This window comes from Prosthecobacter sp. SYSU 5D2 (assembly GCF_039655865.1).
GTDB lineage: Bacteria > Verrucomicrobiota > Verrucomicrobiia > Verrucomicrobiales > Verrucomicrobiaceae > Prosthecobacter.
The window spans coordinates 64,136-88,834 of sequence record NZ_JBBYXL010000011.1 but is presented as its reverse complement, the minus strand read 5'-3'; the positions used below and the strand labels follow the sequence as shown (position 1 = coordinate 88,834).

General features: G+C 60.6%; 19 protein-coding genes. 4 read left to right on the top strand and 15 right to left on the bottom strand.

The genetic code is table 11. From position 1 onward, the window contains the following. Positions 1-66: 66 nt before the first annotated feature. Both WJU23_RS18655 and WJU23_RS18650 read right to left on the bottom strand, forming a co-directional pair. Complete coding sequence (locus WJU23_RS18655) at positions 67-1,137, bottom strand: substrate-binding domain-containing protein (RefSeq protein WP_346334127.1); 1,071 nt, start codon at positions 1,135-1,137, stop codon at positions 67-69. 100 nt (positions 1,138-1,237) lie between these two features. Then, positions 1,238-1,483: a hypothetical protein gene (locus WJU23_RS18650; RefSeq protein WP_346334126.1), complete on the bottom strand. Its 246-nt coding sequence runs from the start codon at positions 1,481-1,483 to the stop codon at positions 1,238-1,240. Positions 1,484-1,603: 120 nt separating this feature from the next. Between WJU23_RS18650 and WJU23_RS18645 the strand changes: the two genes are divergently transcribed. Next, entirely contained in the window at positions 1,604-2,350 is a 747-nt protein-coding gene (locus tag WJU23_RS18645; RefSeq protein ID WP_346334125.1) for an RraA family protein, read from the top strand. 21 nt (positions 2,351-2,371) lie between these two features. Here the strand turns inward: WJU23_RS18645 and WJU23_RS18640 are convergent, their stop codons facing one another. The 3 genes from WJU23_RS18640 to WJU23_RS18630 form a co-directional block, all read right to left on the bottom strand. After that, on the bottom strand, positions 2,372-2,995 hold the full coding sequence (locus tag WJU23_RS18640; protein ID WP_346334124.1) for a DUF6580 family putative transport protein: 624 nt from the start codon (positions 2,993-2,995) through the stop codon (positions 2,372-2,374). A 106-nt stretch (positions 2,996-3,101) separates the two neighbouring features. Continuing rightward, the gene (locus WJU23_RS18635; RefSeq protein ID WP_346334123.1) at positions 3,102-4,340 is read right to left on the bottom strand and encodes a 2-oxo acid dehydrogenase subunit E2; all 1,239 of its coding nucleotides are present in this window, start codon (positions 4,338-4,340) and stop codon (positions 3,102-3,104) included. A gap of 60 nt (positions 4,341-4,400) precedes the next feature. Then, positions 4,401-5,411: an NAD(P)-dependent alcohol dehydrogenase gene (locus WJU23_RS18630; protein ID WP_346334122.1), complete on the bottom strand. Its 1,011-nt coding sequence runs from the start codon at positions 5,409-5,411 to the stop codon at positions 4,401-4,403. Positions 5,412-5,644: 233 nt separating this feature from the next. On the opposite strand from WJU23_RS18630, the gene WJU23_RS18625 reads away from it, so the two are divergent. Both WJU23_RS18625 and mnmE read left to right on the top strand, forming a co-directional pair. Beyond that, positions 5,645-6,253 (top strand): hypothetical protein, encoded by a 609-nt coding sequence (locus WJU23_RS18625; protein WP_346334121.1) that lies wholly within the window; start codon positions 5,645-5,647, stop codon positions 6,251-6,253. A gap of 39 nt (positions 6,254-6,292) precedes the next feature. Next, on the top strand, positions 6,293-7,639 hold the full coding sequence (mnmE, locus tag WJU23_RS18620; RefSeq protein ID WP_346334120.1) for a tRNA uridine-5-carboxymethylaminomethyl(34) synthesis GTPase MnmE: 1,347 nt from the start codon (positions 6,293-6,295) through the stop codon (positions 7,637-7,639). 11 nt (positions 7,640-7,650) lie between these two features. Here mnmE and WJU23_RS18615 read toward each other — a convergent pair whose 3' ends face one another. From WJU23_RS18615 to WJU23_RS18575, 9 genes are all read right to left on the bottom strand, one after another. Further along, positions 7,651-8,343 (bottom strand): hypothetical protein, encoded by a 693-nt coding sequence (locus WJU23_RS18615; RefSeq protein ID WP_346334119.1) that lies wholly within the window; start codon positions 8,341-8,343, stop codon positions 7,651-7,653. 25 nt (positions 8,344-8,368) lie between these two features. Next, complete coding sequence (locus WJU23_RS18610; RefSeq protein WP_346334118.1) at positions 8,369-8,971, bottom strand: hypothetical protein; 603 nt, start codon at positions 8,969-8,971, stop codon at positions 8,369-8,371. A 175-nt stretch (positions 8,972-9,146) separates the two neighbouring features. Beyond that, the gene (locus WJU23_RS18605; protein ID WP_346334117.1) at positions 9,147-9,827 is read right to left on the bottom strand and encodes a hypothetical protein; all 681 of its coding nucleotides are present in this window, start codon (positions 9,825-9,827) and stop codon (positions 9,147-9,149) included. A 68-nt stretch (positions 9,828-9,895) separates the two neighbouring features. Continuing rightward, positions 9,896-11,338, bottom strand: coding sequence for a DUF1501 domain-containing protein (locus WJU23_RS18600; RefSeq protein WP_346334116.1), 1,443 nt, complete (start codon positions 11,336-11,338; stop codon positions 9,896-9,898). Between the two features lie 162 nt (positions 11,339-11,500). Continuing rightward, entirely contained in the window at positions 11,501-14,581 is a 3,081-nt protein-coding gene (locus tag WJU23_RS18595; RefSeq protein ID WP_346334115.1) for a PSD1 and planctomycete cytochrome C domain-containing protein, read from the bottom strand. 192 nt (positions 14,582-14,773) lie between these two features. Further along, on the bottom strand, positions 14,774-16,489 hold the full coding sequence (tgt, locus tag WJU23_RS18590; protein ID WP_346334114.1) for a tRNA guanosine(34) transglycosylase Tgt: 1,716 nt from the start codon (positions 16,487-16,489) through the stop codon (positions 14,774-14,776). A 31-nt stretch (positions 16,490-16,520) separates the two neighbouring features. Beyond that, positions 16,521-17,732, bottom strand: coding sequence for a nucleoside monophosphate kinase (locus tag WJU23_RS18585; RefSeq protein ID WP_346334113.1), 1,212 nt, complete (start codon positions 17,730-17,732; stop codon positions 16,521-16,523). Positions 17,733-17,849: 117 nt separating this feature from the next. After that, positions 17,850-18,476 carry a transposase gene (locus tag WJU23_RS18580; RefSeq protein ID WP_346334112.1) on the bottom strand — a complete coding sequence of 209 codons (627 nt, stop codon included), beginning with the start codon at positions 18,474-18,476 and terminating at the stop codon, positions 17,850-17,852. Positions 18,477-18,588: 112 nt separating this feature from the next. Beyond that, positions 18,589-22,875 carry a family 16 glycoside hydrolase gene (locus tag WJU23_RS18575; RefSeq protein ID WP_346334111.1) on the bottom strand — a complete coding sequence of 1,429 codons (4,287 nt, stop codon included), beginning with the start codon at positions 22,873-22,875 and terminating at the stop codon, positions 18,589-18,591. Between the two features lie 177 nt (positions 22,876-23,052). On the opposite strand from WJU23_RS18575, the gene WJU23_RS18570 reads away from it, so the two are divergent. Next, on the top strand, positions 23,053-23,829 hold the full coding sequence (locus tag WJU23_RS18570) for a phosphatase PAP2 family protein (RefSeq protein ID WP_346334110.1): 777 nt from the start codon (positions 23,053-23,055) through the stop codon (positions 23,827-23,829). Here WJU23_RS18570 and WJU23_RS18565 read toward each other — a convergent pair. Further along, positions 23,806-24,645: an AraC family transcriptional regulator gene (locus WJU23_RS18565; RefSeq protein ID WP_346334109.1), complete on the bottom strand. Its 840-nt coding sequence runs from the start codon at positions 24,643-24,645 to the stop codon at positions 23,806-23,808. The two genes, WJU23_RS18570 and WJU23_RS18565, sit on opposite strands and share 24 nt — an antisense overlap. Positions 24,646-24,699: the final 54 nt, after the last annotated feature.

Below are 24,699 nucleotides of genomic sequence, written 5' to 3'. Positions count from 1 at the left end.
CCTCCCAGGGAAAGGGGGGCGATTGTACACGCTGTGGCACGGCTGTCAAACGGTGAGGCCAGATTTTCACAGGGAATCACGCTTGACGAACTCCGGCATGACCTTGGTCTCCCCCTTCACCCCCGGCTGGCGCACCAGGCGGAAGATACGTTTGGCAAAGGTCCCGGCCGTGATGCTGTAGCGGGAGATCTGCGGGACCGTCTCATCCAGAAAGATGTCATCATCCCGGCAGACGAGGGCCATGTCCTGCGGAATACGGATTCCCCGGTGCAGCAGGCCGGTACAGACCGTCAGCGCGCTGGAGGTGCGTGCGATGAGCAGTGCCTGCGGCCTTTGGCGCGCGGAGATGAGCCGGTCCAGCGCCTTCAGCGTGCCCTCCCGGCTGCCGTCATGCCGCTGGATGAGACCGGTCACGCCGCGCGCGGCAGCGGCCTGGATGCCTTCTTCAAAACCGGCCTCGCTCTCCCGGTCTCCGGCAAATTGCGGTTCCTGGATGACCAAAGCCAGCCTTTGATGGCCCCTGGCGGCCATCAGGCCCACCGCATGGCGGCACACGGCCCGGTGGTCGCGGTCCACGGAGGGCAGGGTCAGGCCTTTGAAAACCGAGCCCACCACCACGCAGGGGATCTGCTTTTGCTCAAACCACTGCTGCATGGCCTCTGTGCTGCGATACAGCACCCAGGCACTGGCGGGCACCGTGGTGGTGAGCGTTTGCAAAGCGCGGGCCGGGTTTTTGCCTCCGGACCAGGCACGGCCCACATGCACCTGCAGCAGGTGCCCCTCGCTGGCCAGCTGGCTGCGCAGCTCATCCACCCACAGCAGGACAAAAGGCGGCATGCCATGCAGCGGCTCCGGGCTCAGCAGGCCCACCGTGAGTGTCTGGGAAGGGGCGCTGGTGATCGCGCCTTCCGGCGGCTGGCACACCCGTGTCGGCTTTCCTTGTGAGATGGTCACCAAGCCCTCAGCGGCCAGGGCTGTCAGCGCCGCGCGCAGAGTGGGGCGGCTGATGTGCCACTCCTCGCACAGCCGCCTTTCCCCCGGCAGCTCATCTTGCCAGCGCCCTGCAGCGATGGCCTCCCGCAGCACACGCAGCGTTTCAGCCACCAGGGAGGAGCGTTGGGGAATGGTGGAGTTCATGGCGGTCAGAGAAGGGGCGGGGGATTGCTCTCAGCGTTGGTAATCCAGGCCACCGCCTCCTGGTATTCTTCGAGAGCCTCCTTTTGGAAGACGTATTTCATTAGCGGGCAGGCAGACCATACTCAGCACGAATCTGCGCCAGTGCCAGGTCACCCTGAATGTGTTCCACCTCGCCGGCATTACTCGCGCTGACCCGGCGGCCAATTTCATTCCAAGTGGATTCCGGGAAGATGGCATCGTCCTGTGTCTGAACAGCATCCCACAGACGCTCGGCCAGGTCACGCCGTGAATCTGCATCCAGCGACATGGCGGCGGTGAAAACACGTTCTGCAGATTCGGTAATCATGATCATGATTTTATTCCTGGTTCGGAGCGGGCTCAAGGACAGATGCACGGTGAGGTCAGCAAATCTAACCAGTGAGACCCTCTCGGATGCAAGCGTTTTATGCGTTCCATTCACCTCACCATGCCCATCACCCATTCCGAAATCCTGCAACTGAAACGCTGGAACACGCCCACCATCTACAATGGCTGGGAGCAGATCACGAAAGCGGACGTTGCAGCCGATGCTTTTAATCTGGAGGAGACGCGGGATTTCATGCCGCAGATGGGCCCCATGGTGGGTTACGCCGTGACGGTGGTCATCCAGCCTTCAGACAAAAGCCACCGCGAGGCGAACCCGGACGCCTGGAATGAATACCGCCGCTATGTGGCCAGCGTGCCGGGGCCAAAGATTGTCGTGGTCCAGGATCTGGACAAACCGCGCGTCATCGGGGCTTTTTGGGGCGAGGTGAACAGCAACATGCACCGCGCCCTGGGCTGCGTGGGCACCATCATTGACGGGGCCATCCGCGATGTGGATGAGATGACCAATGCAGGCTTCAAGGCCCTGGCGCGGCGCTTTTGCGTGGGGCATGCCCATGTGCATCCCATCCGCTGGGGCTGCGAGGTGGAGGTCTTCGGCCGCAGCATCCAGCCGAGCCAACTGATCCATGCGGACAAGCACGGCTTTCTGGCCATTCCGCAGGGGGAGGAAGAGGGGCTCTTAGATGCCTCGCGTTTCATGGATACGAATGAGTGCGAAACCGTCATCCCGGCGGCACGTGGCAGTGCCGGGCTTTCCATGGACCAAGTCATTGACAACCTCAGCGCGGCAGGCCGGCAGTTTGGCCTCAATGCCAGGCAGAAGTTCCAGCGGGAAGGGGAGTGGTAACCAGTCCCGCCTTGGCTGCCATCAAGCCGTCACCGCCGTGCCCCAGCGCATGGCGGGGACGGAGCGGATTTTGGCTTCGGCATTGAAGGCGATGAGCAGCAGGGCGCTGAAGCCAAGGTCACTCATCAGCGAGTTGCGCAAAAAGGTCCAGCTAGGCGGATATCCAGGAAGACCGCTCGTGAGGCACTGGACCAGTCCGGCCAAGTCCTTGGTGTATTGGGGCATCGTCCACCAGGACATCACATTGGTGACGACATAAAAAACGATGCTGCAGGTGAGCACTCCCAGCAGGGACTGAAGGATGCCCGCTTTGCCACGCATCCGGCTGGCGGCCAGGGCGGCGACGGCATACAGGCCATAGGTCAAAAAGATCTCGGCACGGCCTGCTTCCAGGGACCAGAGCTGGCCGCCCATGACGGCGGAATCCACGGCCAGCAGCATCAACGGCCAGGACCACCACGGCAGGCTGCGGCGGGGGAAGACCAGCGTGCCGGTAAAGGCCAGCGCCATCCACGGGGCAAAGTTAGGCAGCAGAGTCATGCCTTCGCTTTCCAGCTTCATCCAGCGCAGCCCCAGGGCCAGCAGGACAAGGATCATCGGCACCCAGAGCAGGGGTGTGGAGGCGGGGCGGGAGTCTGGCTTCATGAAAGCGGAGATTAATGGGGCCTCACGCCCCGCGCAACCGGAAGCTCAAGCATGGAGCACGGGCGTCCCGCCTGTGTCTGCAAGCCGTGGCTGAGGCTCTTATAAATCAAAGCTTCTCTGGCTCCTGCAAAAGCTGCGCCACACGCGCCAGCAGGCGTCCGGCACCGCCGCCATCCAGGATGCGGTGGTCAAAGCTGAGCGTCAGCTCCGCCTCCGTGACCGGGATGAATTGCTGCACTTCATCGCTCCAGCGCGGCACCTTGCTGCCTGCGCCCAGGCCAAGCACCAGGTTCTGCTCCGGCAGGGGGATGGGCGTGGCCCAGACGATGCCAAAGGTGCCAAAATTCGTCACGGTGGCGATGCCGGGGCGGTTCACATCCATGGGCAGGCGGCGGGCGCGGGCCTGCTCCACGAGCTTGTTATAGGTGGGTACCAGTTTCACCAGCGGGGTCTTTTCCACCTCGCGCAGCACTGGCACCAGCACCCCGTCATCCACCTCCACCGCGAAGCCGATGTCAATGGCACGTGGATGCACGATGCGGCTGCCAATGAGGCGGCCCGCCACAGCGGTATTCTCCGCCAGCGCCAGGGCTAGCGCGCGAATGGCATACAGGGCAGGGCCGGGCTTCGGATCAGCCCGCTTGCGGTGGGAAAGGATGGCATCGAGGATCACCGGGCTGCCCACAGTGGCAAGCGGGCGGCTCCAGCTCCGACGCATGGAATCCGCCACCGCGATGCGCATGGGGGAGGCGGGCGTCAGGCGATGCTGCTCCAGCCCGCGCAGGAAATTTTCAAAGTCCTCCACCGTCACCCGCCCGCCGGCCCCGGTGCCGGCGATACCTGCCAGGTCGGAGGCATTCAGGCCCAGTTCGTTCATCCGCGCCCGCATCCGGGGGGAGATGTAGCTGGCCCCGGTGGCCCCGGCTGGCACAGGCAGCGCTCCGCCGACCACAGGTTCCACTTTCGGCTGGTAGCCAGTGATGTTGTCCTCCTCATTGAACTGGAAATGCAGGGAGTCGGCGCTCGCATTGCTGTTGTTCTGTGAGGACTGAGACTGTTGCGGCGGGGGGGAATCCGTAAAGCCCATGGAAAGCGCGTCGTCGTCCGTGACATCAAAGGAGGCCAGGTTGGTGCCCACGGCATAGCTTTTTTGAACCTGCGCCGTGATGCCCGAGACGTGGCCAGCACAAGGAGAGCTGACCGCCATTGTGGCCTTGTTGGTCTCCACCTCGAAGATGTCCGTCCCGGCTTCGATCTGCTGCCCGGGCTCGATGAGGATGCGGACGATGGTGGCCTCGGCGATGGACTCGCCCAACTGGGGCATCAGGATGGGAATGGTCGGCATGTGGGAGGAGAAAAGGGGCGGGAGCAAGATGGAAGCAGGCGGCAGTCCGTCAAGGCGCGGTCAGAGGCGGATGACAATCTTTCCAAAGTGCCTGCCGCTGGCGATGTGCTCAAAAGCTGGCACAGCATCCTTGAAATCAAAAGCCGAATCCACCACCGGACGCATCTTCGCCTGCGTGATGGCTTTGAGCATCTGGGCAAACATGGCACGTGAACCCACATAGACTCCGTCCAGGCGGATGCCCTTGCGCAGGATGCCCACCGTCTGCACATCCCCCGCCGTTCCGGTCAGCACGCCGATGAGCGCAATGTGCCCGCCAAAGCGCGTGGCCTTGATGGACCGGTTTAATGTCTCCGGTCCGCCGATCTCAATGACTTTGTCCACTCCCAGGCCTCCTGTTTGCGCCAGCGCCCAGTCATCCCAGGCCGGGTCCTGGCGGTAGTTGTGCACCGCTTCCGCCCCCATCTCCTTCAGCCGCGCCGCCTTGTCATCACTGCTGCTGATGGCCAGCACCCGCGCTCCGGCCATTTTGGCAAACTGGAGCGCAAAGACCGACACGCCGCCGCTGCCGAGGACCAGCACACTTTCCCCCGCCTGAAGACCTCCCCGCACCATCAGCGCATCCCAGGCCGTGACGGCCGCACAGGGCAGTGTGGCTGCCTCTTCAAAAGAAAGATGCTTCGGGATGCCCAGCAGGCTGGCTGCAGGAAGGCAGGCTTCTTCGCATAGCAAACCGTCCACCGCTCCGCCCAGGGCCTGACCCGCATGAGCTTGAGTGAAGCCGCCATCCAGCCACGTGGGCATGAAAGGCACCACCACCCGGTCACCTTTTTTCCAGTCCGTGACCCCCTCTCCCAGCTCAACAATCTCTCCCGCCCCGTCTGAGCACGGGATGCGCGGAACCGGCCCTGTCACACCCCGGATCCCACACACATTCATGTAGTCGCGGTAGTTCAGCGACACCGCCCGGATGCGGATGCGCACCTTTCCATGGCCGGGGGCGGGGGAAGGAAGCTCGACCTGTTTCAGCGAGGCCAGACCGTCAGTGCCGGTGATGTGATAAGCTTTCATAAAGTGAGATCAGATTCCTAGCGGGCACCGGTGCCAGCGGCAAGAACGACTTCAAGTGGCAGAGGCTTCCTCATGTGGCGAATACAGCCGCTGCTCATGCCCATATCCGCCCTCTAACCACCATCGGGCGACTGATCCTTTCCATAAAGGCTGTCTTTCTCCATTTGACGTTGTCATGGGCGCGGGCTAAAAAGCCCGAACATTCCGCGATCACGCGGGTCTAAGCTGATTCTATGTATTCCGCCCTTCCTCTGTTTCGTCTTTCCGTGGCTCTGAGCTTTCTGGCCCTCGCCGGTTCATCCTTCGCCACCCAGCTGTCGCTTGACCATCCCTGCGCAGGTCTGGTAAAGAAATACCTGGAGAGCGTCGTCGCCCAGGACTGGAAGACGGCTTCCGTCATGCTCCTCCCCAGCTCTCTGGAGCGAAAGCAGAAGGAAACCATCGCCATCATCAAGACCGCCCCCACCATGACGGAGGAGGCCCAGATGCTGGAGCGTTTCGGTGTCAAAGAAATCCGCGACCTGGAAGTGCTCACCCCCCAGGAATTTTACATCACTGACCGTGAAGCCTGGCACAAGCGCGTCAATGCCGCCCCGGAAGTCACCAGCAAGAAAAAGGACACCCTCAAAATTGATGTGCTCGGCCTCGTGGAAGAAAAGGACAAGCAGTATGTCCACGCCACAGTCCGTACCTCCCAGGAAACGCTGACTGACCGCATCGAAGAGCTCTTCCTCATCTCCTTCGTCAAAGAAGGCGACAAGTGGGTCATCTGGCCTGAAATGAAGGACCGCCCCATCATCACGCCTCTGGATGGCGCGAAGACGGACGCCGCCAAAAAGTAAGTTCCAGGCCAGGCCTGCACTTTTGCTCGCTGCCTCGCCATGCTTCAGGATACCATCGCCGCCATCTCCACTTCCATGGGGGAGGCGGCCATCAGCGTCATCCGTGTCACCGGTTTGCAGGCCTTTGCCGTGGCCAGAAAGGTGTTTCGCACCCCGCAGCCGCTGCCAGAATTAAAACCTCGTCACGCCCACCTCGTCCACGCTTTGGACCCGGACGGCGGTACCCTGGACCAGGGCCTGCTTCTGCTCTTTCGCGGCCCTGCCAGTTATACTGGGGAGGATGTGGTGGAGTTTCATGGTCACGGCGGTCTGCTGGTCACTCAAAAGTTATTGGAGTCACTCCTCGCCGCCGGAGCCCGCTCTGCGGAACCGGGGGAGTTTACCCAACGTGCCTTCCTGAATGGCAAGATGGACCTCACCCAGGCGGAGGCTGTAATGGACCTCATCCATGCCCAGAGCACCCTTGCCCTCAAAGCCGCGCATGAGCAGCTCGGCGGGGCCATTGGCAAAGAGGCTGCTGCTTTGCGCGAGGAGCTCCTGCCCGTGCTCGCCCATGTGGAAGCGTACATTGATTTCCCGGAGGAGGACATCTCCCCGGATACCGGGGCCGCCCTCGTCGCCAAAATGGACCTCGTCCTGGAGCGCACTCGCCGCCTCATTGATACCAGTGAGCAGGGCCGCATCCTCCGCCACGGCGCCCGCACCGTCATTTGCGGAGAGCCCAATGTGGGCAAGTCCAGTCTATTGAACCTTTTGTTAGGCTTCGAGCGCGCCATCGTCAGCCCCACTGCCGGCACCACCCGCGATACCATCGAGGAGATTATCCAGGTCCACGGCATCCCCCTCCGCCTCGTGGATACCGCCGGTCTGCGAACCAGCACCGATGACATCGAGAAAGTCGGCATCGAGCGCACCCAGCGAGAACTCGAGCGTGCCGACCTCATCCTCGAAGTCGTGGACGGCAGCCTCCCACCCGCCAGCTCCCATCGGGTGGCACTCACCGCTGGAGGCGAATCTCGCCGCATCCTTATCCTGAACAAAGCTGACCAGGGCCGGCATCCCGGTTGGCTGGACGGCATCACCCTTTCCTGCCTGGACAACACCGGCGTGGAGGCCCTGCGCGATGCCATTCGCGCCGTCATCATGAGCGCAGGCACCCTGCAGGCTGACCATCCCATCGCCATCAATGCCCGTCACAAAGCCTGCTTTGACCGCATCGCCACCCAGGTGCAGGCCGCCCGCACCGCCCTCCTCGCCGGATCTCCCCCCGAATACGTCGCCCTCGACCTCCGCGAGGCGCTTCAGTCTCTCGGCGAAGTTGTCGGCGTCGTGGATGTGGAGCAGATCCTCGACGTCATCTTTTCCTCCTTCTGTATTGGCAAGTGACGGCTTTTCCCTCAGTGAACAGGAGTACGTTTGATCCCGGCTTTTCTCAGGATGCCATCCAGCACATCGGGCGAGGGATCAAGTTCAAGCGTTGTGGCGAAATAGATGCCGCCCACATGCTTGCCGTTGACATAAAGGACTGCGCTTGAGCATTGATAACAGATCACCAAGTCGTGAATCGTGCCCTCGCGCATGACTCGTATTCCATGCCTGGGTGAGAAACATCCTGCTACAGCTCCCATCCAGTTTTGTCCGGCCGTATCCAATGCTTGGATAACATACCGCAGCTTTTCGTTCTCCTGCATGACTAATTTGCCGAGGATCGGGAAGTTATGGAACTCCTGATCTGGAGGCACCTTCCTTTTAGGTTCCCCGGGAGGTTCAGTATTGCTTTTGGTTTTCTGGGCTTCTTCAGATCCCGGTAGTGGAGGTGGTTTATTGAATAGATCTTCTCCTTCATTCCGCCGCCAGGGATATGGATCCAGGGAATAGAGAATCCATTCTTCAGCTTCGAGATAAGGCCTCAGGTACTCCGTTTTGTAAGCATTTTTGTGGATCTCCACCTTTGTTGAAGGTTCAAGCAGATAATTGCCCAAGCGATTGAGCAAAACGAAACCGATGGCTGATGCCAGACACAGCACGATGAAGAACCGCCGGTGGGCGTGGGCCATACGGTTCGGTCCTGTCTCTGGGGTTGAACTCATGGTTGCAGAACCGACGTCGGCCCCCTCACCGCCGCGCCTCAAACGCATCATAGTATCCCTTTTCAAAACTGCGGCGATACCTTGGATCATAGGCCCCCACGTGCGCTCCGGCATCCGCCTGTCGTCCGGCCACCCGGTCGCGGAGGCCGTATTCATAGCCCTGGCTGTAGCCCGGGTCATTGGACTGCTGGCCCGACGGTGGTACCGGTGGGGTATAGCCTCCCTGTCCTGGATAAACCGGTGCCTGCCCCGGCGGTGCATAACCCTGGCCCTGCCCAGGATAAGGCGGTGCATTCAGCCCCGGCCCGCTTTGCTGCGGCGCTGAGCGGTAGCCCTGTTCATACCCATCTATGTAGGCCCGCCCTTGGGTGGAGGTATAACCATACGGGTTCCTTTGCGTATTCCGGGGCAGGCCGCTGCGTGCATCATCGGTGCCTTCACGAATGCCGCGCTCATACGCCTGCTGCGCCATCCCCCGGTCCTGCTCCCGCATGTCCGTCCGATACTGCTCCCGCCCGTCCGTATAGGGCCTCGGGTTACCTGGACCAAACGGCGACATCGGGTTCCCATACGGATCCACACATTGGGTCAAAACCACAGACAGGCAGCAGAGAGGCAGAAATCGCATGGCCAAAAGCTAGCCCATTTTTCCTCCCCGTGCCAAGGGGTTTGCGCAGCCTTGGCTTCTTTTCAAAACCACCACCTTTCGGGGTTTCGAGTACCGTATTCATGCAGAAAATTGTGCGATGGTCTCCTCCATGTTGAGGCTGCTCCGACTTCAAGCCAGTCCAGAGCAGGTCCATTCATTCTGCACCACGCACTTTTGATAAATGTCGAATGTGTGTTTGAAGAGTCAAAACGTCGTCAATCCTGATGCCAAATTTTGATAATCTCCGTTCCTTATCAAGGGGCTCGTCGGACCAAATGCCCTTCTTCCCCTGTTGGGCGATCAAGGAAGCCGCTTTGAGACGGGCTCGCTCCACATCAGTCAGACCGGATGAATCTTCAAACGACGCATATCCCATGGCCACGATGAGCTCATTCAAGTTATGTTGCTCATAGTGAGCTTCCACGGGATCATTCCCACACCAATGCAAGATCCGGGGCTCACAACGGAGCATTTGTGAGGATGGGTTGACTTGGCGTATGACCTCAATGCCTTGAGCTGTACACAGCCGCAGAAAAGTAAGTGCGGCGGCAAGATCTGACGTATTTTTGGGGATACAGATCCCGGCGAGTCTAAATGAGCCTTTAGCCGTGAGAATCTCATCTCTAGTAATGTCAAAAACCGGATCAGGAGCCGTTAAAGGGTTCTCACGCACAACCTTTCTGATCAGAACCCCACTGGGCGACATTTCGATCAGGAAGCCATATAGCAGTACGCCAAAGATCAAAAGAGCAATCAGCCCCTTGCTTACCAACCTGAGAATGTTATTCCGGCTGCGTCGTAAACGTTCATGGGCGAGGAAGAGTGATTCATTCACCTGAAGTATGACCTGGCCAGATTGTCGTTTGTTCGATCCACTGCCGTGGGAGATTCTAATGAGTTCTTTTATGCCAAAATCCCCTTCACCACCTTCGCCTCCTCCACCCCCGTGAGCCGGAAATCCAGCCCCTGGGACCGGAAAGTGAAGCGCTCATGTTCAATGCCCAGGAGGTGCAACACCGTGGCATGCAGATCCCGTACATGCACAGGGTTCTCCGCCACGTTGTAGCTGAAATCGTCGGTCGAACCATAGGTTAGGCCGGGTTTCACGCCGCCGCCGGCCATCCACATGGTGAAGCAGCGCGGGTGGTGGTCGCGGCCGGCTTCCGGGCTATCCCATTTGCCCTGGCCTGCCACACCGCGTCCGAATTCACCGCCCCAGATGACCAGGGTTTCATCCAGCAGACCGCGTTGTTTCAGGTCCTTGATCAGTGCCGCGCTCGGCTGGTCCGTGTCCCGGCAGCGGGCGGTGCACCAGCTGGGCAGGCGGCTGTGGTGGTCCCAGTCCGGATGGAAAAGCTGGATAAACCGCACCCCACGCTCCGCCAGGCGACGGGCCAGGATGCAGTTGGCCGCATAGCTGCCCGCGCGCCGTGAATCCGGGCCATACAGATCAAACACATCATCCGGCTCCTCGCTCAGATCGGTGAGATCCGGCACACTCGCCTGCATGCGGTAGGCCATTTCATACTGGCGGATGCGCGTGGTGATCTCGGCATCCTGAGTCTGCTCAAAGCGCATCTGGTTCAGCTCCGCCATACCGTCCAGCATGCCCCGGCGCAGATGCCGTGGCAGGCCGTCCGGATCGCGCAGATAGAGCACCGGGTCCTTGGAATTGCGCAGCTTCACTCCCTGATAACGCGATGGCAGGAATCCGCTGCCCCAGTAGTGGTCATAGAGCGGCTGGTCGCTGGGCCGCTGCATCTTGGAAATCAGCACCAGGTAGTCCGGCAGGTTGCGGTTCAGGCTGCCCAGCCCATAGCTCACCCAGGCACCCATGCTCGGCTTGCCAGGGATCTGGTTGCCAGTGAGAAACTGGGTCATCGCCGGTGCATGGTTGATCTGGTCCGTCGTCATGGACTTGATGAAACACAGGTCATCCGCCACGGACCCCAGATGCGGCAGCCATTCGCTCACCGTGGCTCCGCTTTTTCCGTGCCGGGAAAACTTGGTGATGCCCGGCAGGATAAGCTGCTTCTGGTTGGCCGTCATCGTCGTCAGCCGCTGCCCCTGCCGCACCGATTCCGGCAGCTCCGTTCCCGCCCATTTCATCAGCCCCGGCTTGTGATCATAAAGCTCTAGTTGCGACGGTCCGCCCGATTGTGTCAGGAAAATCACCCGCTTTGCCTTCGGCGCAAAATGCGGCAGCCCCGGCAATCCTAACGCAGGTGCTTCACCAGCCGATGACTTCTGGCCTAACAAAGAAGACAAAGCCATGGACCCCACCGAAACCCCGGTGCATTGCCCGAGAAAATATCGGCGTGTCGTGTGAAGAGATTGGGAAGACATGGGCTAAAATGGAGTCGATGTTCCGAACTCGGTGGTCCTGAAATTAACCACAGATGACACAGATGTACACAGATGTAAGAAGCCAGGACAGCCGCTCTCTTGAATCTTATCTGTGTATATCTGTGTCATCTGTGGTTAGTCAGGGCTGGTTTCGTTTTATCCTTACTCGTGCGTGATCGCCTCATCCAGGTTAAGAACAAGGCTCGCCACCAGAGTATGAGCCGCGAGGGCTGGCATGACCTCGCGTTTAGCCTTCACCCCAGGGATCGCAGAAAGGTATTTGGCGGCGTCTTCGGGCTTCTCCCGGTAGTAGGCAAGCGCACGGTCAAGCGCACGGGCCAGCACGGCCAGTTCCTTGTCCGTCGCCTTCCTTGACAGCACCCGCAGATAAAGGCCCTGAAGCCGCTCCTCCTGGCTTTGGTCATGACGGATCATTGGTTGGGCCAGGGTCGCCGCAGCCTCCATCATGCTGGTGTCATTGAGCAACGTCAGGGCTTGCAAAGGCGTGTTGGTGCGGCTCACGCCCACTTCACAAATGCGTCTTTGAGCACTGTCGAAAAGGAAAGTTGGGGCGATGCTGCGCCGCCAGAAGGCATACAGCGTGCGCCGGTACTGGGCCGCGCCTTCACTTGGTTCATAAGTGAAGCGGCCCATGAAGTTTTCTTCCCACACACCGTCCGGCTGATACGGCCTCACTGGAGGTCCGCCCAGCGCCGGATTCAACAGCCCGGAGGCCGTCAGAGCCGCATCGCGCAGCATCCAGCTTGCCAGACGAAAGCGTGGACCCCGCGCCAGCAGCCGGTTCTGAGGATCGCGCGAGATGAGCTCCTCATTCGTGGCCGAATCCTGCTGGTAGGCCTTGCTGGTCACGATCTGCTTCAAAAGCCGCTTCACATCCCAGCCATGCTCCATGAAATCCACCGCCAGCCAGTCCAGCAGTTCAGGATGCGTAGGCCGCTCACCTTGCAGACCAAAATCATCCGGTGTCCGCACCAGGCCCGCGCCAAAACACATCTGCCATAGATGATTCACAAACACCCGCGCCGTCAGCGGATTCTCCTGGGACGTGATCCACTTGGCCAGGCCCAGGCGGTTGCGGGGTTCACCTTGCGGCCAGGGCGCGATGGCCGCAGGTACGCCATGGCTGACTTTCTCGCCATGTTTGTCCCACACCCCGCGCACCAGGACATGCGTCTCGCGCGGCTCCTTGCGCTCAGACAGGACCATCACATTCAGTTTGCCCGCCGCCGCCTTGACCTCCTTAAGCTGTGCCGTCGCCCGATCCAGCGATGCCTTGGCCGTCTGATAAGGTGCATGATCTTCCAGAAACTGCGCGAACAAACGATCACGCAAAACCGGCTCCACCTGGCCAGGGTCCGCTACCTTAGCCTGCGCAAGTTGCTCCAGCGGTGCGGGTTCCAATCCGTTCACCGCAGGCCCCGGTTGATCCGTCACCGAGACTCGAAAGCGGCCGATGTTCATGTCCCCATCCGTGGACCGGTGCAGCATCTGGAAAATCAGCTCCTCATCCGCCTCCAGCACCAGTGGCGTAGCCAGGGCATAAACGCCTAAGTGCGGCTCCGTCTGCGCTGCGCCTTTTGTCGTCCAGCCATTGCGCGGATCATCATCCAGCGTGCCCTTGATGTCGCCATACACACGCGCCCCTTTGTCCGCTTTCATGAATGTATCCGCCACCGCGCCGGTGACCGGGATATCGCGAATCTGCGAGCTGCCCTTTTTGCGCACCTGCACCTTGATGTCCGTCAGGATAAACTCACCCGTGGCACCTCGCGAAAGCCCGCCCTGGGTGTGCGATGAATGCGGAAACACCTCCAGCTTCAACCCCGTGATGCGCGGCAGGTTGATAGGTGAGATGAGCCGGTAATCATCCTGCCTCGGATTCGGCCCGCTGGCCTGGATGATGCCATCCTTCTCCTGCGTGAGCACGGTGCCTTCTTCAGATTCCAGCTTTCCATGGATGCGCTGCCAGGCCTGAAAGCCATCCTTCACTTCCGCATGTCGCGCAGCCAGCCACTTCGAAAAAGGTTTCTCTGCGGCCGCGCGTGCCTTGGCCTCCACCGGAGTTCTTTGGGCCACAAGCGCCTCAGCTTCCGTGACGGCACGCTGAGCCATGGGGGACTGATAGCTCAGGTAAGGTTTCGCCTTGGTGCCTGCGGAGCCGTCTTCCTCAATGCTGTTAAAGAAGGCCGTCAGGCTGTAATAATCCGCATGGGTGATGGGATCAAACTTGTGCGTGTGACACTGCGTGCAGCCGAGCGTCAGCCCCATCCAGACCGTTCCCGTGGTGTTCACCCGGTCAATCACATAGTCCACGCGCGACTCCTCCTTGTCCCGGCCGCCTTCACCATTGGTCATGTGGTTGCGGTGAAAACACGTCGCTACTTTTTGTTCGGCAGTCGCATCGGGAAGCAGGTCCCCGGCGAACTGTTCCAGCGTGAACCGGTCGTAGGGCTTGTTGTCATTAAAGGACTTGATCACGTAGTCACGCCAGGGCCAGTTGGTGCGGTTGGCGTCCGCCTGGAAACCGTCCGTATCCGCATACCGCGCCGCATCCAGCCACCACATGGCCATGCGCTCACCAAAGTGAGGAGACGCCAGCAGCCGGTCCACATTCGTCTCATAGAGTGAAGGGTCAAAAGCCGTCACCTCCTCAGGCGTCGGCGGCAGCCCGGTCAGGTCAAACGACAGCCGCCGGAGTAGCGTATGCGCCGGGGCCTGGGGAGCCATTTGCAGGCCCGCTTTGGACAATCGTGCTGTCACGAAGTGATCCACCGGATGCCCCTTCACCTCCGTTTTGACCGGCTTTTCAAAAGCCCAATGCCGGCCCCACACGGCCCCTTGGGCGATCCAGCGCCGCAGGATGTCCGTCTGCTCAGCTGTCAGACGTGGCTTGTGGGATTTTGGCGGCGGCATCAGTTCATCCGGGTCTTCCGTGAGGATGCGTGCCAGGAAGTCACTGGCCTCCGGGCTGCCCGGTTTGATGACGCTCAGCGCGCCCTCATGGGTATCCAGCCGCAGGTCCGCCTTGCGATGTTCTTCATCCTGGCCATGACAGCTCAGGCAATTGTCCGAGAGAATTGGCAGCACATCTCGGCTGAAACGCACCGCTTCCTCACTGTGGGATAGGAGCGGCAGCAGTGCAGCGAGGGCGGTGGTCAGGCGAACGGACATGGACAATACCATGACATAGAGTACGTCACCCGCCATGAAGGGTGCAGGCATAGCCTTTGGATTATCCGATCATTCTTTGAAGGGGTTCCAAGGAGAGGCACTTGCCAAGTGCCGGGTTCGAAGAAGGGACTTGGCAAGTCCCGCTCCTTGCATCCATGAAGTCCCGGAGTTTGTGAGTGCCGATGAGCCAGGGATGCTTCATGCAACTCCATGATCCTCATGTCTTTCTTTTCCCTGCCTGCCTTATCGCTCCGCGATTACCGATGGCAATTCCATACCCGGAAGCACCTGGTGAAACGTCACCTCGGGCGGGGCCGGAGCCTGGGGCAAGGTTTCATCCAGCGGCCCTTCTAGCAGCGTCCAGGTCAGGCCTGTTTTGTAACGAGAAGTCCACACACCGCGATGCACCAATGTATCCGCCGCACCATGGCGCAGGTATGGGAAGTGTTTCTTATGGCTCAGCGCCAGGCGCAGCGGTGACAGATCATTAGTTAGGCTGACGATGTGCATGGGCCGCACGGGACCTTTTTCCGCCTCTTCTTCATAGGCCAAAATGGCCGCAATCGCAGCCGCGCCCGCTCCCAGGCCGATGTCCCACACGATCAGCGGCATCGCCTGCTCAGGCGTTTCGCCCGCAGGCAGTCGCAGATGCTGGGCCAAATGCGCATCCTCTGTCCAGGCCGCTGCGGTGACATCCGTGCTGACCGTGTGAGCCGTGCCAATGTGGAAGATGCGCGCCGCTTCACCTGGCCGCAGTTCCAATTCATAGTCTCCCACCCGCTGCGCATGGTCCGGGCTGATGACGGGAGGCTTCACCGTGGTGATGGGATGATCCACATCCTCCACCTGCAGGATCTGCCGCTTCTCGTGATACAGTTTTAGAAAACGGTCTTCCAAAATGCTCGCGCGGATTTCCCGCATGAGTTGATGATAAAAATGGATGTTATGCTGCCCCATGAGCTGCCAGCCCAGCGGCTCCTGCGTCTTGGTGAGATGATGCAAATAGGCCCGCGTGTATTTCGCGCAGACCGGGCAGGCGCAGTCAGGGTCAGCAGGCTCTTCGGAGAATTTATACACCGCGCGACGCAATTGAACGATGCCGCGTGAAGTGAACAGCGATCCACGTTTGGCCACCTGCGTGGGAATGATGCAGTCGAACATGTCCACGCCGCGATGCACCGCCTCCAGCACATCCAGCGGTGTGCCCACGCCCATCAGGTAGCGCGGTCGGTCAGCAGGCAGCAGACAGGCCGTCATCTCACAAGTGTCCTCGCGCTCCGCCTTCTCCTCCCCCACCGCCAGACCTCCAATGGCAAAGCCGTCAAACGGCAGCTCCATCAGCCCCGCCGCGCTTTCCCGCCGCAGATGCGGATACAGTGCTCCTTGTACAATCGCGAACATGGACTGCGGCGAATCCTCCCGCGCCGCCAGGCTGCGTGCCGCCCAGCGTTGCGTGACTTGCAGCGCCTTGCGGGCTGCCGCTTCATCCGCCGTGGAGGGGATGCACTGGTCCAGCACCATCATGATGTCACTGCCGATGGCCATCTGCGTCTGGATGCTCAGCTCTGGGCTCAGCAGAATGCGCTGGCCGTCCACATAGCTTTGGAAAACCGCCCCCGCCTCCGTCATGGAGCGCGAATGCGGCAGCGAGAAGATCTGGTAACCGCCCGAATCTGTGAGCACCGATCCTGGCCACTGCATAAACTTGTGAATGCCGCCCATCCTTTTAAACACCTCCGGCCCCGGTCTCAGCAGCAGGTGATAGGTATTGGCTAACAAAATTTGCGAACCGGATTCATGCAGCGTCTCCGGGAGCTGCGCCTTCACCGTGGCCTGTGTGCCCACCGGCATGAACAAAGGTGTGCGGACCGTACTATGCAGCGTGCGGAAGGTCGCCGCACGGGCACGCGAACCGCTGGCCTGGGCTTCCAGTTGAAAATCGAGTCGGGAAGGAATCATCTGTCGCAGCAAAGCCTGGCGAACCAACCCATCAGCCGCGCCGGATTTCCGATCCCTTGAAGCGGATGCCAAAGCGGAAAACCTTCTTCTTGCGGCACTGAATCTCCCCTGTTTGGAGGTCAAACTTCTCCGGGATTTCAATGTGATGCAGATCCACAGTTGCGTGGAAACCGCGCTCCGAAAAGATGTCAATCAGGATGGTCAGGGCCTGGGGATCATGGAAAAGCTTGTCCTCGGAATTGACGTCTGCCCGGCCGGAGATGGCGTGCCGCATGATGATGGGCATCATCTTGACTTCGATAAATTCCACCACGGCCGCCATGAGCTCGGGTTTCTCCACCTTGTAGCCATCCAGCCGGCGCACCAGGTCCTGCCGTGCATGACGGACGATCTCGCTGGCCAGCGGCAGCTTGCGAAGCTGGTCAAAGGTGCGCGGATCCAGCTCCAGGGAGCTTTGGTATTCCAGCTCACGCACGATGTTTTCCTGCACCAGCGCCAGCGGAGCCTGGGCATTGATGAAGTGATAGTGAAAGATCTCCTTCAGCGAGACCAGGGCGTCGTAGGTCTTCTCTTTGAAGACCTTGTAGCGGTTCCGCGCCAGCCCGGAATCGAAGTCCGTGGCGCGTTCCTCCCAGAGTTCACCCAGACCGGAGCGGCGCACTTCTTCATTGTGCGCCAGCACCTCCTGGCCGCGCTTGAGCTGGCGGGCGATGCTTTCCGCCTCGTCCACAAACAGCACCATGATGTGAAAAATGGGCTGCTTGTAATGAGAGGCCTCCGACGTCTCGGCGAAATCCCGGCGCAGGTTCATCATTTCATCAAAGAGCAGCTTCAGGCATTCCACCTGCACCTTCGTGCGCGGGAAGCCGTCCAGAATGGCCCCATTTTGCTGCTCCGGCTCCAGCAGCTTGCGCAGCAGAATGCCCACCACCTCCCGGTCCCCCACCATGCCGCCCTGCGACTTCAGCTTTTGTGCCTCCGGGCTGTCCAGCAGCGCGCTCACCACGATGGGTTCCGCCGTGATGCCCCGCAGCTTGCGGATGAAGTTGGTATTGGTGCCTTTGCCTGCTCCTGGAGCACCGCCCAGAAGAATCAGCTCCTTGGGAAAGCGCAGGTTCTCCCGGCCATAGTCTTCCTCCAGTTTTTTCCACACCTGGTAGAAGATGAGATGTGCATCCTTGATTTCCAGATCCGCCGGAGCGGCAGGTTTGGAGGCGGGCGTTTCTGGGGGCACGGGCGGCATGGCATGGGCTTATCCCAAGGAGCGGCACTTGCCAAGTGCAGTTTCAGGTTCAAGGAGCGGCACTTGCCAAGTGCCGGGTATTAAGAAGGGACTTGGCAAGTCCCACTCCTTGGGTCCTCATCCCACGGCCTGCGCCAGCGCACTTTCCCACAAGGTGAATTCTCCCTCCTTCAAACTTGCTTTGGTGGGATTTCGCCGGATGTAACGGATCACGTTCCTCAGATGATCGCCATCCCGAATCAGTCGGTCGAAGTAATCCCGCTGCCAGAACGGGCCAGTGACGCCCAGACTCTCATTGATCACTCCTGCTGTGCGACGTTTCCAGGTGAAGATAACTTTTTCCAACGACCAGTCGGGGTGGATCATCAAGAGCCCATGCACGTGGTTTGGCATGATCACATAGGACAGCATTTCATATCGCTGGCCATCAAAGAACTTCAGGGACTCTTCAATCTTCAGCCGGTAGCAAGTCTGCCGTAGGACGCAGGAGCCATGCCCTTGATCCAACCACTGATCAACCCTGGCAGAGAAGCGCTTGTGGTATTCAGCCTCCTCATCAGGAGATAGCGGCGGCGGATGGTTTTGCTGCCACAAAAGCCGCTCCGCCTCCAGTTCTTCGAGCATCCCGACAGGCAGCGAATCTGCCATGCGAAAGGTGATGAAGTAGGGTACTCCAGGCTGCTGCCAATGTGGCAGATGGTTCCGGGTGACCTTGATGTCTTCGAACGGATTGAAGAACTTCATCGAGATGGTTTAACCAAGGAGCGGCACTTGCCAAGTGCCGGGTATTAAGAAGGGACTTGGCAAGTCCCACTCCTTGGGGCACTGGCTTGGCAAGTCCCTCTCCTCGCCCATCTTACCCTTTCAGCGTCATGAGGTAGGCCAGCAGGTCGGCGGCGCTGTCCTCGGGCAGGGCATCCAGGAGGCCTTCGGGCATGAGGCTGCGGCGGATGTAGCGGGTGCTGCGGATGTCCTGTTTGTTGATCCGCCGGTCAGGCAGGCCGGGCTGGCGGATGATGGTCGCCTGTGCGTCCTCGCTAACGAAGAAGGCGTCAATGAGATCGCCGTTCTTCATCTCCACCCGGTAGATGCGATAGCCGGGCTCCATGGCCGCATTGGGGGTCAGGATGTTACGCAAAACGGCCTCCAGCCCCATCGCTCCGGCCCCGCTCAAATTCGGGCCGATCTGCCCGCCGGTATTGCCGATCTGGTGGCAGGCGATGCACAGGGCAGCCAGCGGTTTGCCCTTCTCGGCATCTCCCTGGGCGGCCAGGGCGGTGTAGCGGGTGAATTGGGCATCCAGCTTCTGGGCCTGGGCCTCGGTGAGCAGCGGCGGGGTATCGAGGGTCTTGGCGATGCGTGCACCCTTGCCGTAGAGCTTGGGCGTGGCGGGCTTCAGGTCGCGGGCGGCGGTGAAGTCCAGGCCTCCGGTGGCGGGGGGCAGGATGCGATCGAAGTGGGCGCGGATCTGGGCCTCGGTGCGGGCCTGTTTCCACACGCGGAATTCGCTGAGCGCGCCGTGGGTGCCCTGGTTGGGGCCGCTCCAGCCGATGCGGCAGTCCTTGAAGGAGGCAGTGGATTTTTTGCTGCTGGTGGCTTCCAGCTCGCCGTTTTGATACAGGCGGAAGGTGCCTCCGGCATCGCGGGTGATGGCCACGTGGGTCCAGAGATCGGGCGTCATCGGTTTCTGCGCGACGGCGACATCGCCGATGCCATCACCGAGCCAGACGCGAAATTTGGAGCCGAAGAAATTGAAGTCGATCTGTTGGGGCGAGCCGAGGATGCTGTCCTGATTTCCGATACCTCCGGTTAGGCGGACCCAGGTCTCGACGGTGAAGGGACCTTCAAGGGTGAGCTTGGAATCCACCCAGGCGCTGTCCTGGCCATCAAGCAAAAGCACCTCGCCAAACACACCGCCGAGCTGCTGCTGAAGCTGGGCCAGGGCGGGATCTTCGCCCAGCACGGTGGCGAGGCGTTCGAGCACGGGACCATCGAGATCAGCCTGGGGGATGGTTTTGCCGAGGATGGCGGTGAGCAGGCTTTTGGCTCCGCCTTCGGCCTGGCCGGAGAGGGCATTAAGGGTGCGCTTGCGCTGGGCCGGGGTGAGCTTGGGGTAGAGCTTGAAGAGGCGTTCGCAGGCGCTCTCCACGGAATTGGTGCTGGCGGCGATGAGGGCATCCAGCGCGGCATCGCGGAGAGTGGCGTCGGGATCGGATTCGGCTAGGACGTAGAACAGCAGGGTCTCAGGCGAACGGATGGCGGCCAGGGCGGCGAGGCGGAGGGCGAGTTCGCCACTTTCATCCTGGGGGACGGGCTGGCCTGCAAAGACCTGATGCTGCCGCTGGGCGAGGGGCTCGATGATGTCTTCCTCGGCAGGAATTTGAAAGCCGCTGCACAGCACAAGGGCTTGTTTGCGGGTGGCCAGGTTGTTGCTCTTCAGCATGCTAAGGGCGGTTTCTTTGAGGATGGGGCCGACGCGGGAGGAGTCCAGCGAGGTACGTTTGGCCAGGAGTTTTTCCGCGACGACGGCCCCAGAAGTGGGCTGGGCGAGCAGGGTCTTCAGGGCTTCGCCCACGCCGGGTTCTTCCGGGAACTGGGCCAGACGTAAAAGCTCCTCATCATTGGGTGACCGGTCCAGTTGTGGCAGGAGTTTGGCGACGCGTGAAGCGCTGGTTTTCGGTTCCAGGGCCAGGGCGGCGAGGACGCAGGCTTCAACCTGGAGAGCTGTAGCAGCCTCGGAATCGAGAAATCGCGCCACCGCCTCAGGATGCCGCTCCAGGAACAGGCGGACCAGGAACCTCTCAAACTCCCGGTCATAGGCTTCGCGAACGGGGATCTTTTTGGGCGCGCGTGAGGACTGGATGGTGGGGCCGTTGGGGAGGGAGGGTTTGGCGAAGGCGAGGAGCTTGGCGATGTTTTCATCCGTGGGGTTTTTCGCCAAGGATCGCACTTCTCCGGTGAGGGGTGGGGCAGCGTATTCCTGGCTGGACCAATGGTTCTTTGGCAGCATGTCCCGATCCGCCAGCGTCTGCCAGGCGAGGTGTGCCCTGCCAGTGGGCTTGGTGCCCAGGAGGGCGATGAGGTCATCCGTGCTGAGTTTCGTGAAGTCGGGGATGGTACAGTACTCATCACTCTCCGAGTGATGGACCCCGGACGTGGCTGCGGAGGAAACTGGCGATGGAACAGCGGCTGTTTGGGGCTTCGCATCACTCGGAGAGTGATGAGTACTGTACTTCACGCGCCAGATCCGCCCCCTCGTCTTATCCCGGTCCGGATGCGCCCGAGGCACTTCATTGTGGGAGATGATTTTGTTATACCAGTCCACGATGTAGAGGCAGCCGTCCGGTCCGTTGGTGAGGGCGACGGGCCTGAAAAAGGGGTCATCGCAAGTGATGAGGTCCTCCTTCTGCTCCAGCTTCCAATAGGGGCCGTCCCGGTGCATGGCGAGGGTCTGGACTTTGGAGGTGATGGGATTGGCAACGGCCATCGTATAAGCCGCCTTGGCGTCCTGCAGCGGACCGCTCTCAATCAGCGCCAGCCCGCTCAGCCCCGTCCCACCCATGCGAAACTCCGCCTGCGGGGGGAAATCCGGCTGGTAGCTCTTCTTCAGGGCCTCCATGCCGCCGGGGTAGTAGGCGTATTCGTGGAAGGGCATGACGGGGTAGCCGTAATCGTTGGCTTCCTGGATGAAGGTCTCGCCCTCGCCAGTGATGACGAGTCCCCAAATGTTGTTAGGCCCGGTGCTGGTGACTTCAAAGTCGCTGCCGTCAGGTCTCATGCGGGCCATGCCGCATTTGGGGTAGTCCACCTTTTGGTCGCTGCCGGGTTTGTGGACCTGGCTGTTGTTAAAGAGGCCCTGGGCCATCCAGATCCAGCCGCCAGGGGCGCGGGTGAACTGATGCGGAAAAAGGTGGCTGTCCTGCACACCGAAGCCGGTGAGGATCACATCGTGTGTATCCGCTTTGCCATCGCCATCGGAGTCTTTGAAAAGCTTCAGGTCATGGCCATGTTGGATGTAGCAGGCATCGCCATTGCCCCAGGGCAGGATGCCCAGCGGGATGGCCAGTCCATCCGCATACACCGTTGGATGGGTCAGGCCGCCAGGGGGCAGGTGAGCATTCAGCGCCTCGCGGGGATAGACGAGGACTTTATCCTTGCCGGGACTTTTATAAATGGCCTCGGCTGCGGCCGGGTTTTCATTGGCATCCACCGGATATTCAAAGGCGGTCTGAGTCCAAAGACGTCCACGCTGGTCGAAATAAACGCTGACGAATTTGCCAATGCCGTCGCTCTCCTGGACGACGAGTTCGATCTCGTACCCTTCGGGCAAATGAAACAGCTTTTGCTGTTCGGCGGCGGTTTTGGGTTCCCCGGTCACGGCATTGTAGCTGATGTCGCGGCGACCTTTGGACTTCTTCGCCGCTCCCGCTTTGGCCTTCGGCTTGGGCAGCGGGGCGACGAGCTTGCGCGCGGCCTCCACGCCGCCCAGGGACTGCCAAGTGGGGGCGCCGGGCGTGACGGGGAGTTCCTCAAGGGTGATGTCCTTTACCTGCACCAGGCAGGCCCCGCCGCTGTGGACCTGCGGGCCAAGTTGGCCGTCTAGCGCGACGTTTTTGTCCGTCTCGGTGTAGTCAATCGCAGCGACCCCGTTGATCCAGACCTGGATGCGTGCACCTTCGGCGCGGATGCGGTATTCGTTCCAGCCATAGATGTCCACGGCTTTGTCCAAAGCAGCGGCATCCAGGGGCTCGGCGATGACTTTGTTACGGCGGAACTCATCGTAAATTTTGCCAAACCAGCCATTGCCGCAGTCCACCTGGTAACCGCTCATGTGATGGCCGCCAGGGACGCGCATGCTGCGGATCTGAATGCCGCTGTTGAGCATGCCGGTGGCGGGATCGCCGCTGCATTTGATCTTCAGTTTGAGGTCAAAGTTTTGGTAGCTCTTGTTTGTGCAGATGAAGTAGTTCTGCGTGACTTTTTCGGTGAGAGAGCCGCCGGTCATGAGGCCGTCCTCAACACGCCAGACGGCGGGGTCGTAATCCCAGCCGGTAAGGGTCTTGCCATCAAAGAGCGAGACGGGCTGGGCCTGGAGGCCAAGGGCTGTGGTGAGCAGCAGGCAGAAGAAAGCTAGGCGGCGCATGGTGGTGGAAAGGATATAACGCCGGGATTTCATCAGATTCGCCCGAAGGCGTCCACAAAGAGGTGACCAAAATGCACTCCGGGGCAGGGGGGAAGGGGACCGGAGCCCAAGTGATCTGCGAATCTAAAATGTGACAGACTGCTTGTCCGCTGCTTCTTTGATGCCTGTTTACAACCCATGACTTCGCTCGCTTTGTCCCCCTTCCTCAAACGTGTGCTACGCTGGCGCAAAGAGCCGATGATTTTGGCGACGCTGCTGCTGATTGCCTGCGGACTGTGGGGGTTCATTGAGCTCGCCGATGAGGTCGGAGAGATGGAGTCGCATGGATATGATGAGAAGATTCTGCTGGCGATGCGAGAGGCAGGAAATCCTGCGGACCCCATCGGCCCGCCGTGGATGGAAGAGATGGGTCGTGATCTGACGGCTCTGGGCGGGTTTACCATTCTCACGGGGCTGACGGCGGCTTCGCTGGGACTGATGCTGCTGCTGGGGAGGCACCGGCTGGCACTGCTGACACTGGTAGCCATCGCGGGCGGGATGCAGGCTTCGGCCATGTTAAAGGAGTTTTTCGACCGGCCGCGCCCGGACCTGGTTCCGCATGGGGTGCTGGTGACGAGTGCCAGCTTTCCCAGCGGGCATGCGATGATGGCGGCGGTGGTGTATCTGACGCTGGGGGTGCTGTTGGCGCGCACGCAGCCGCATCTCAGGCTGCGGCTGTTCATCATCACGCTTTCAGTGATTATTACACTTTTGGTTGGGGTGAGCCGGGTTTACCTGGGTGTGCATTGGCCCACAGATGTGCTGGCAGGCTGGATGGTGGGGGGCATCTGGGCGCTGACGTTTGGGCTGATCGCCCTGAGAATTTCACCGCGAAAGGGAGCCGGGGAAAATGTGGGGCCTGACGTGCCGGAGAGGGTTGAAGATGAGGCATCAAACGCGGGCCCGGTAATCTGATGGCAGGCAGCCTGCCCAGCGGCGGAAGGCGCGGGAGAAGGCAATGGGGCTGCGATAGCCCACGTGCAAGGCGATGACCTCCTGCTTGTCCTGCGTGTTGCTGAGCATCTCCTGCGCGGCCTGGATGCGCAGCGAGGTCAGGTGGGCCATGGGGCTGCGGCCCAGTTCCTTCCAGCAGAGGCGGCGGAAATGCTCTTCACTGACATGCGCGGCGTGGGCCAGGGAGGCAAGTGTCCAGTCCTCGGCCAGACGGGTTTCCACCTCCTGCCAGAGGCGGCGCAGGCGTTCATCGCGACGCCAGGGTTCCGCCAGGCGGCGGGTGTGGTGCTGGAGGAGTTCCGTCCAATGATGGAGGGCCTTCACATCGCGGGTGCTTTCCCACTCGCCCCTTAGCCCGGCCCAGATGCGGTGAAGCTGGGCGGCATCCACCTTCAGCCTGACTGGGGAAGCAGCGCTAACCAAAGGCGTGACAAAAGATGGCTCGTCGTAACGGATCCAGAGAAAGCTCCAGGGCTTGCCCGGCAGGGCATGAAAGGCATTTGGCACACGCGGCGGAGCCATGCAGGCGGTGCCAGGGCCAATTTTGTGCCAGCGGCCGTCAAGAAGAATACTGCCGGTGCCGCTGAGGCAGACCATGATAAAACTGCCGCTGGGGGATAGCCGCACCCGTTCATAAGGAGCCACGGCCTCATCCATGCCCAGGCGGGCGATGCGGTGGGTGGCAAAGGCCCGGCAATCTGCTGCCTCCAGTACCCAGCGTGTGGTCTTGGGACCGTCGCGGGTAGTTTCAGTGAGGGCTGGAGGCGGGGTGGGCACGAAGAAGAATCTAGACAGGATTACAGGATGGGCAGGACCGGAGATGGGGGAACT

Bases quoted from the DNA above. Each gene is read 5' to 3' on its own strand.
- tgt (WP_346334114.1), bottom strand. From the start codon at position 16,489: ATGATTCCTTCCCGACTCGATTTTCAACTGGAAGCCCAGGCCAGCGGT.
- WJU23_RS18640 (WP_346334124.1), bottom strand. From the start codon at position 2,995: ATGAAGCCAGACTCCCGCCCCGCCTCCACACCCCTGCTCTGGGTGCCG.
- WJU23_RS18580 (WP_346334112.1), bottom strand. From the start codon at position 18,476: ATGAAGTTCTTCAATCCGTTCGAAGACATCAAGGTCACCCGGAACCAT.
- WJU23_RS18570 (WP_346334110.1), top strand. From the start codon at position 23,053: ATGACTTCGCTCGCTTTGTCCCCCTTCCTCAAACGTGTGCTACGCTGG.
- WJU23_RS18630 (WP_346334122.1), bottom strand. From the start codon at position 5,411: ATGAAAGCTTATCACATCACCGGCACTGACGGTCTGGCCTCGCTGAAA.
- WJU23_RS18575 (WP_346334111.1), bottom strand. From the start codon at position 22,875: ATGCGCCGCCTAGCTTTCTTCTGCCTGCTGCTCACCACAGCCCTTGGC.
- WJU23_RS18655 (WP_346334127.1), bottom strand. From the start codon at position 1,137: ATGAACTCCACCATTCCCCAACGCTCCTCCCTGGTGGCTGAAACGCTG.
- WJU23_RS18600 (WP_346334116.1), bottom strand. From the start codon at position 11,338: ATGTCTTCCCAATCTCTTCACACGACACGCCGATATTTTCTCGGGCAA.
- WJU23_RS18595 (WP_346334115.1), bottom strand. From the start codon at position 14,581: ATGCCTGCACCCTTCATGGCGGGTGACGTACTCTATGTCATGGTATTG.
- WJU23_RS18625 (WP_346334121.1), top strand. From the start codon at position 5,645: ATGTATTCCGCCCTTCCTCTGTTTCGTCTTTCCGTGGCTCTGAGCTTT.
- WJU23_RS18615 (WP_346334119.1), bottom strand. From the start codon at position 8,343: ATGAGTTCAACCCCAGAGACAGGACCGAACCGTATGGCCCACGCCCAC.
- WJU23_RS18645 (WP_346334125.1), top strand. From the start codon at position 1,604: ATGCCCATCACCCATTCCGAAATCCTGCAACTGAAACGCTGGAACACG.
- mnmE (WP_346334120.1), top strand. From the start codon at position 6,293: ATGCTTCAGGATACCATCGCCGCCATCTCCACTTCCATGGGGGAGGCG.
- WJU23_RS18585 (WP_346334113.1), bottom strand. From the start codon at position 17,732: ATGCCGCCCGTGCCCCCAGAAACGCCCGCCTCCAAACCTGCCGCTCCG.
- WJU23_RS18610 (WP_346334118.1), bottom strand. From the start codon at position 8,971: ATGCGATTTCTGCCTCTCTGCTGCCTGTCTGTGGTTTTGACCCAATGT.
- WJU23_RS18635 (WP_346334123.1), bottom strand. From the start codon at position 4,340: ATGCCGACCATTCCCATCCTGATGCCCCAGTTGGGCGAGTCCATCGCC.
- WJU23_RS18650 (WP_346334126.1), bottom strand. From the start codon at position 1,483: ATGATTACCGAATCTGCAGAACGTGTTTTCACCGCCGCCATGTCGCTG.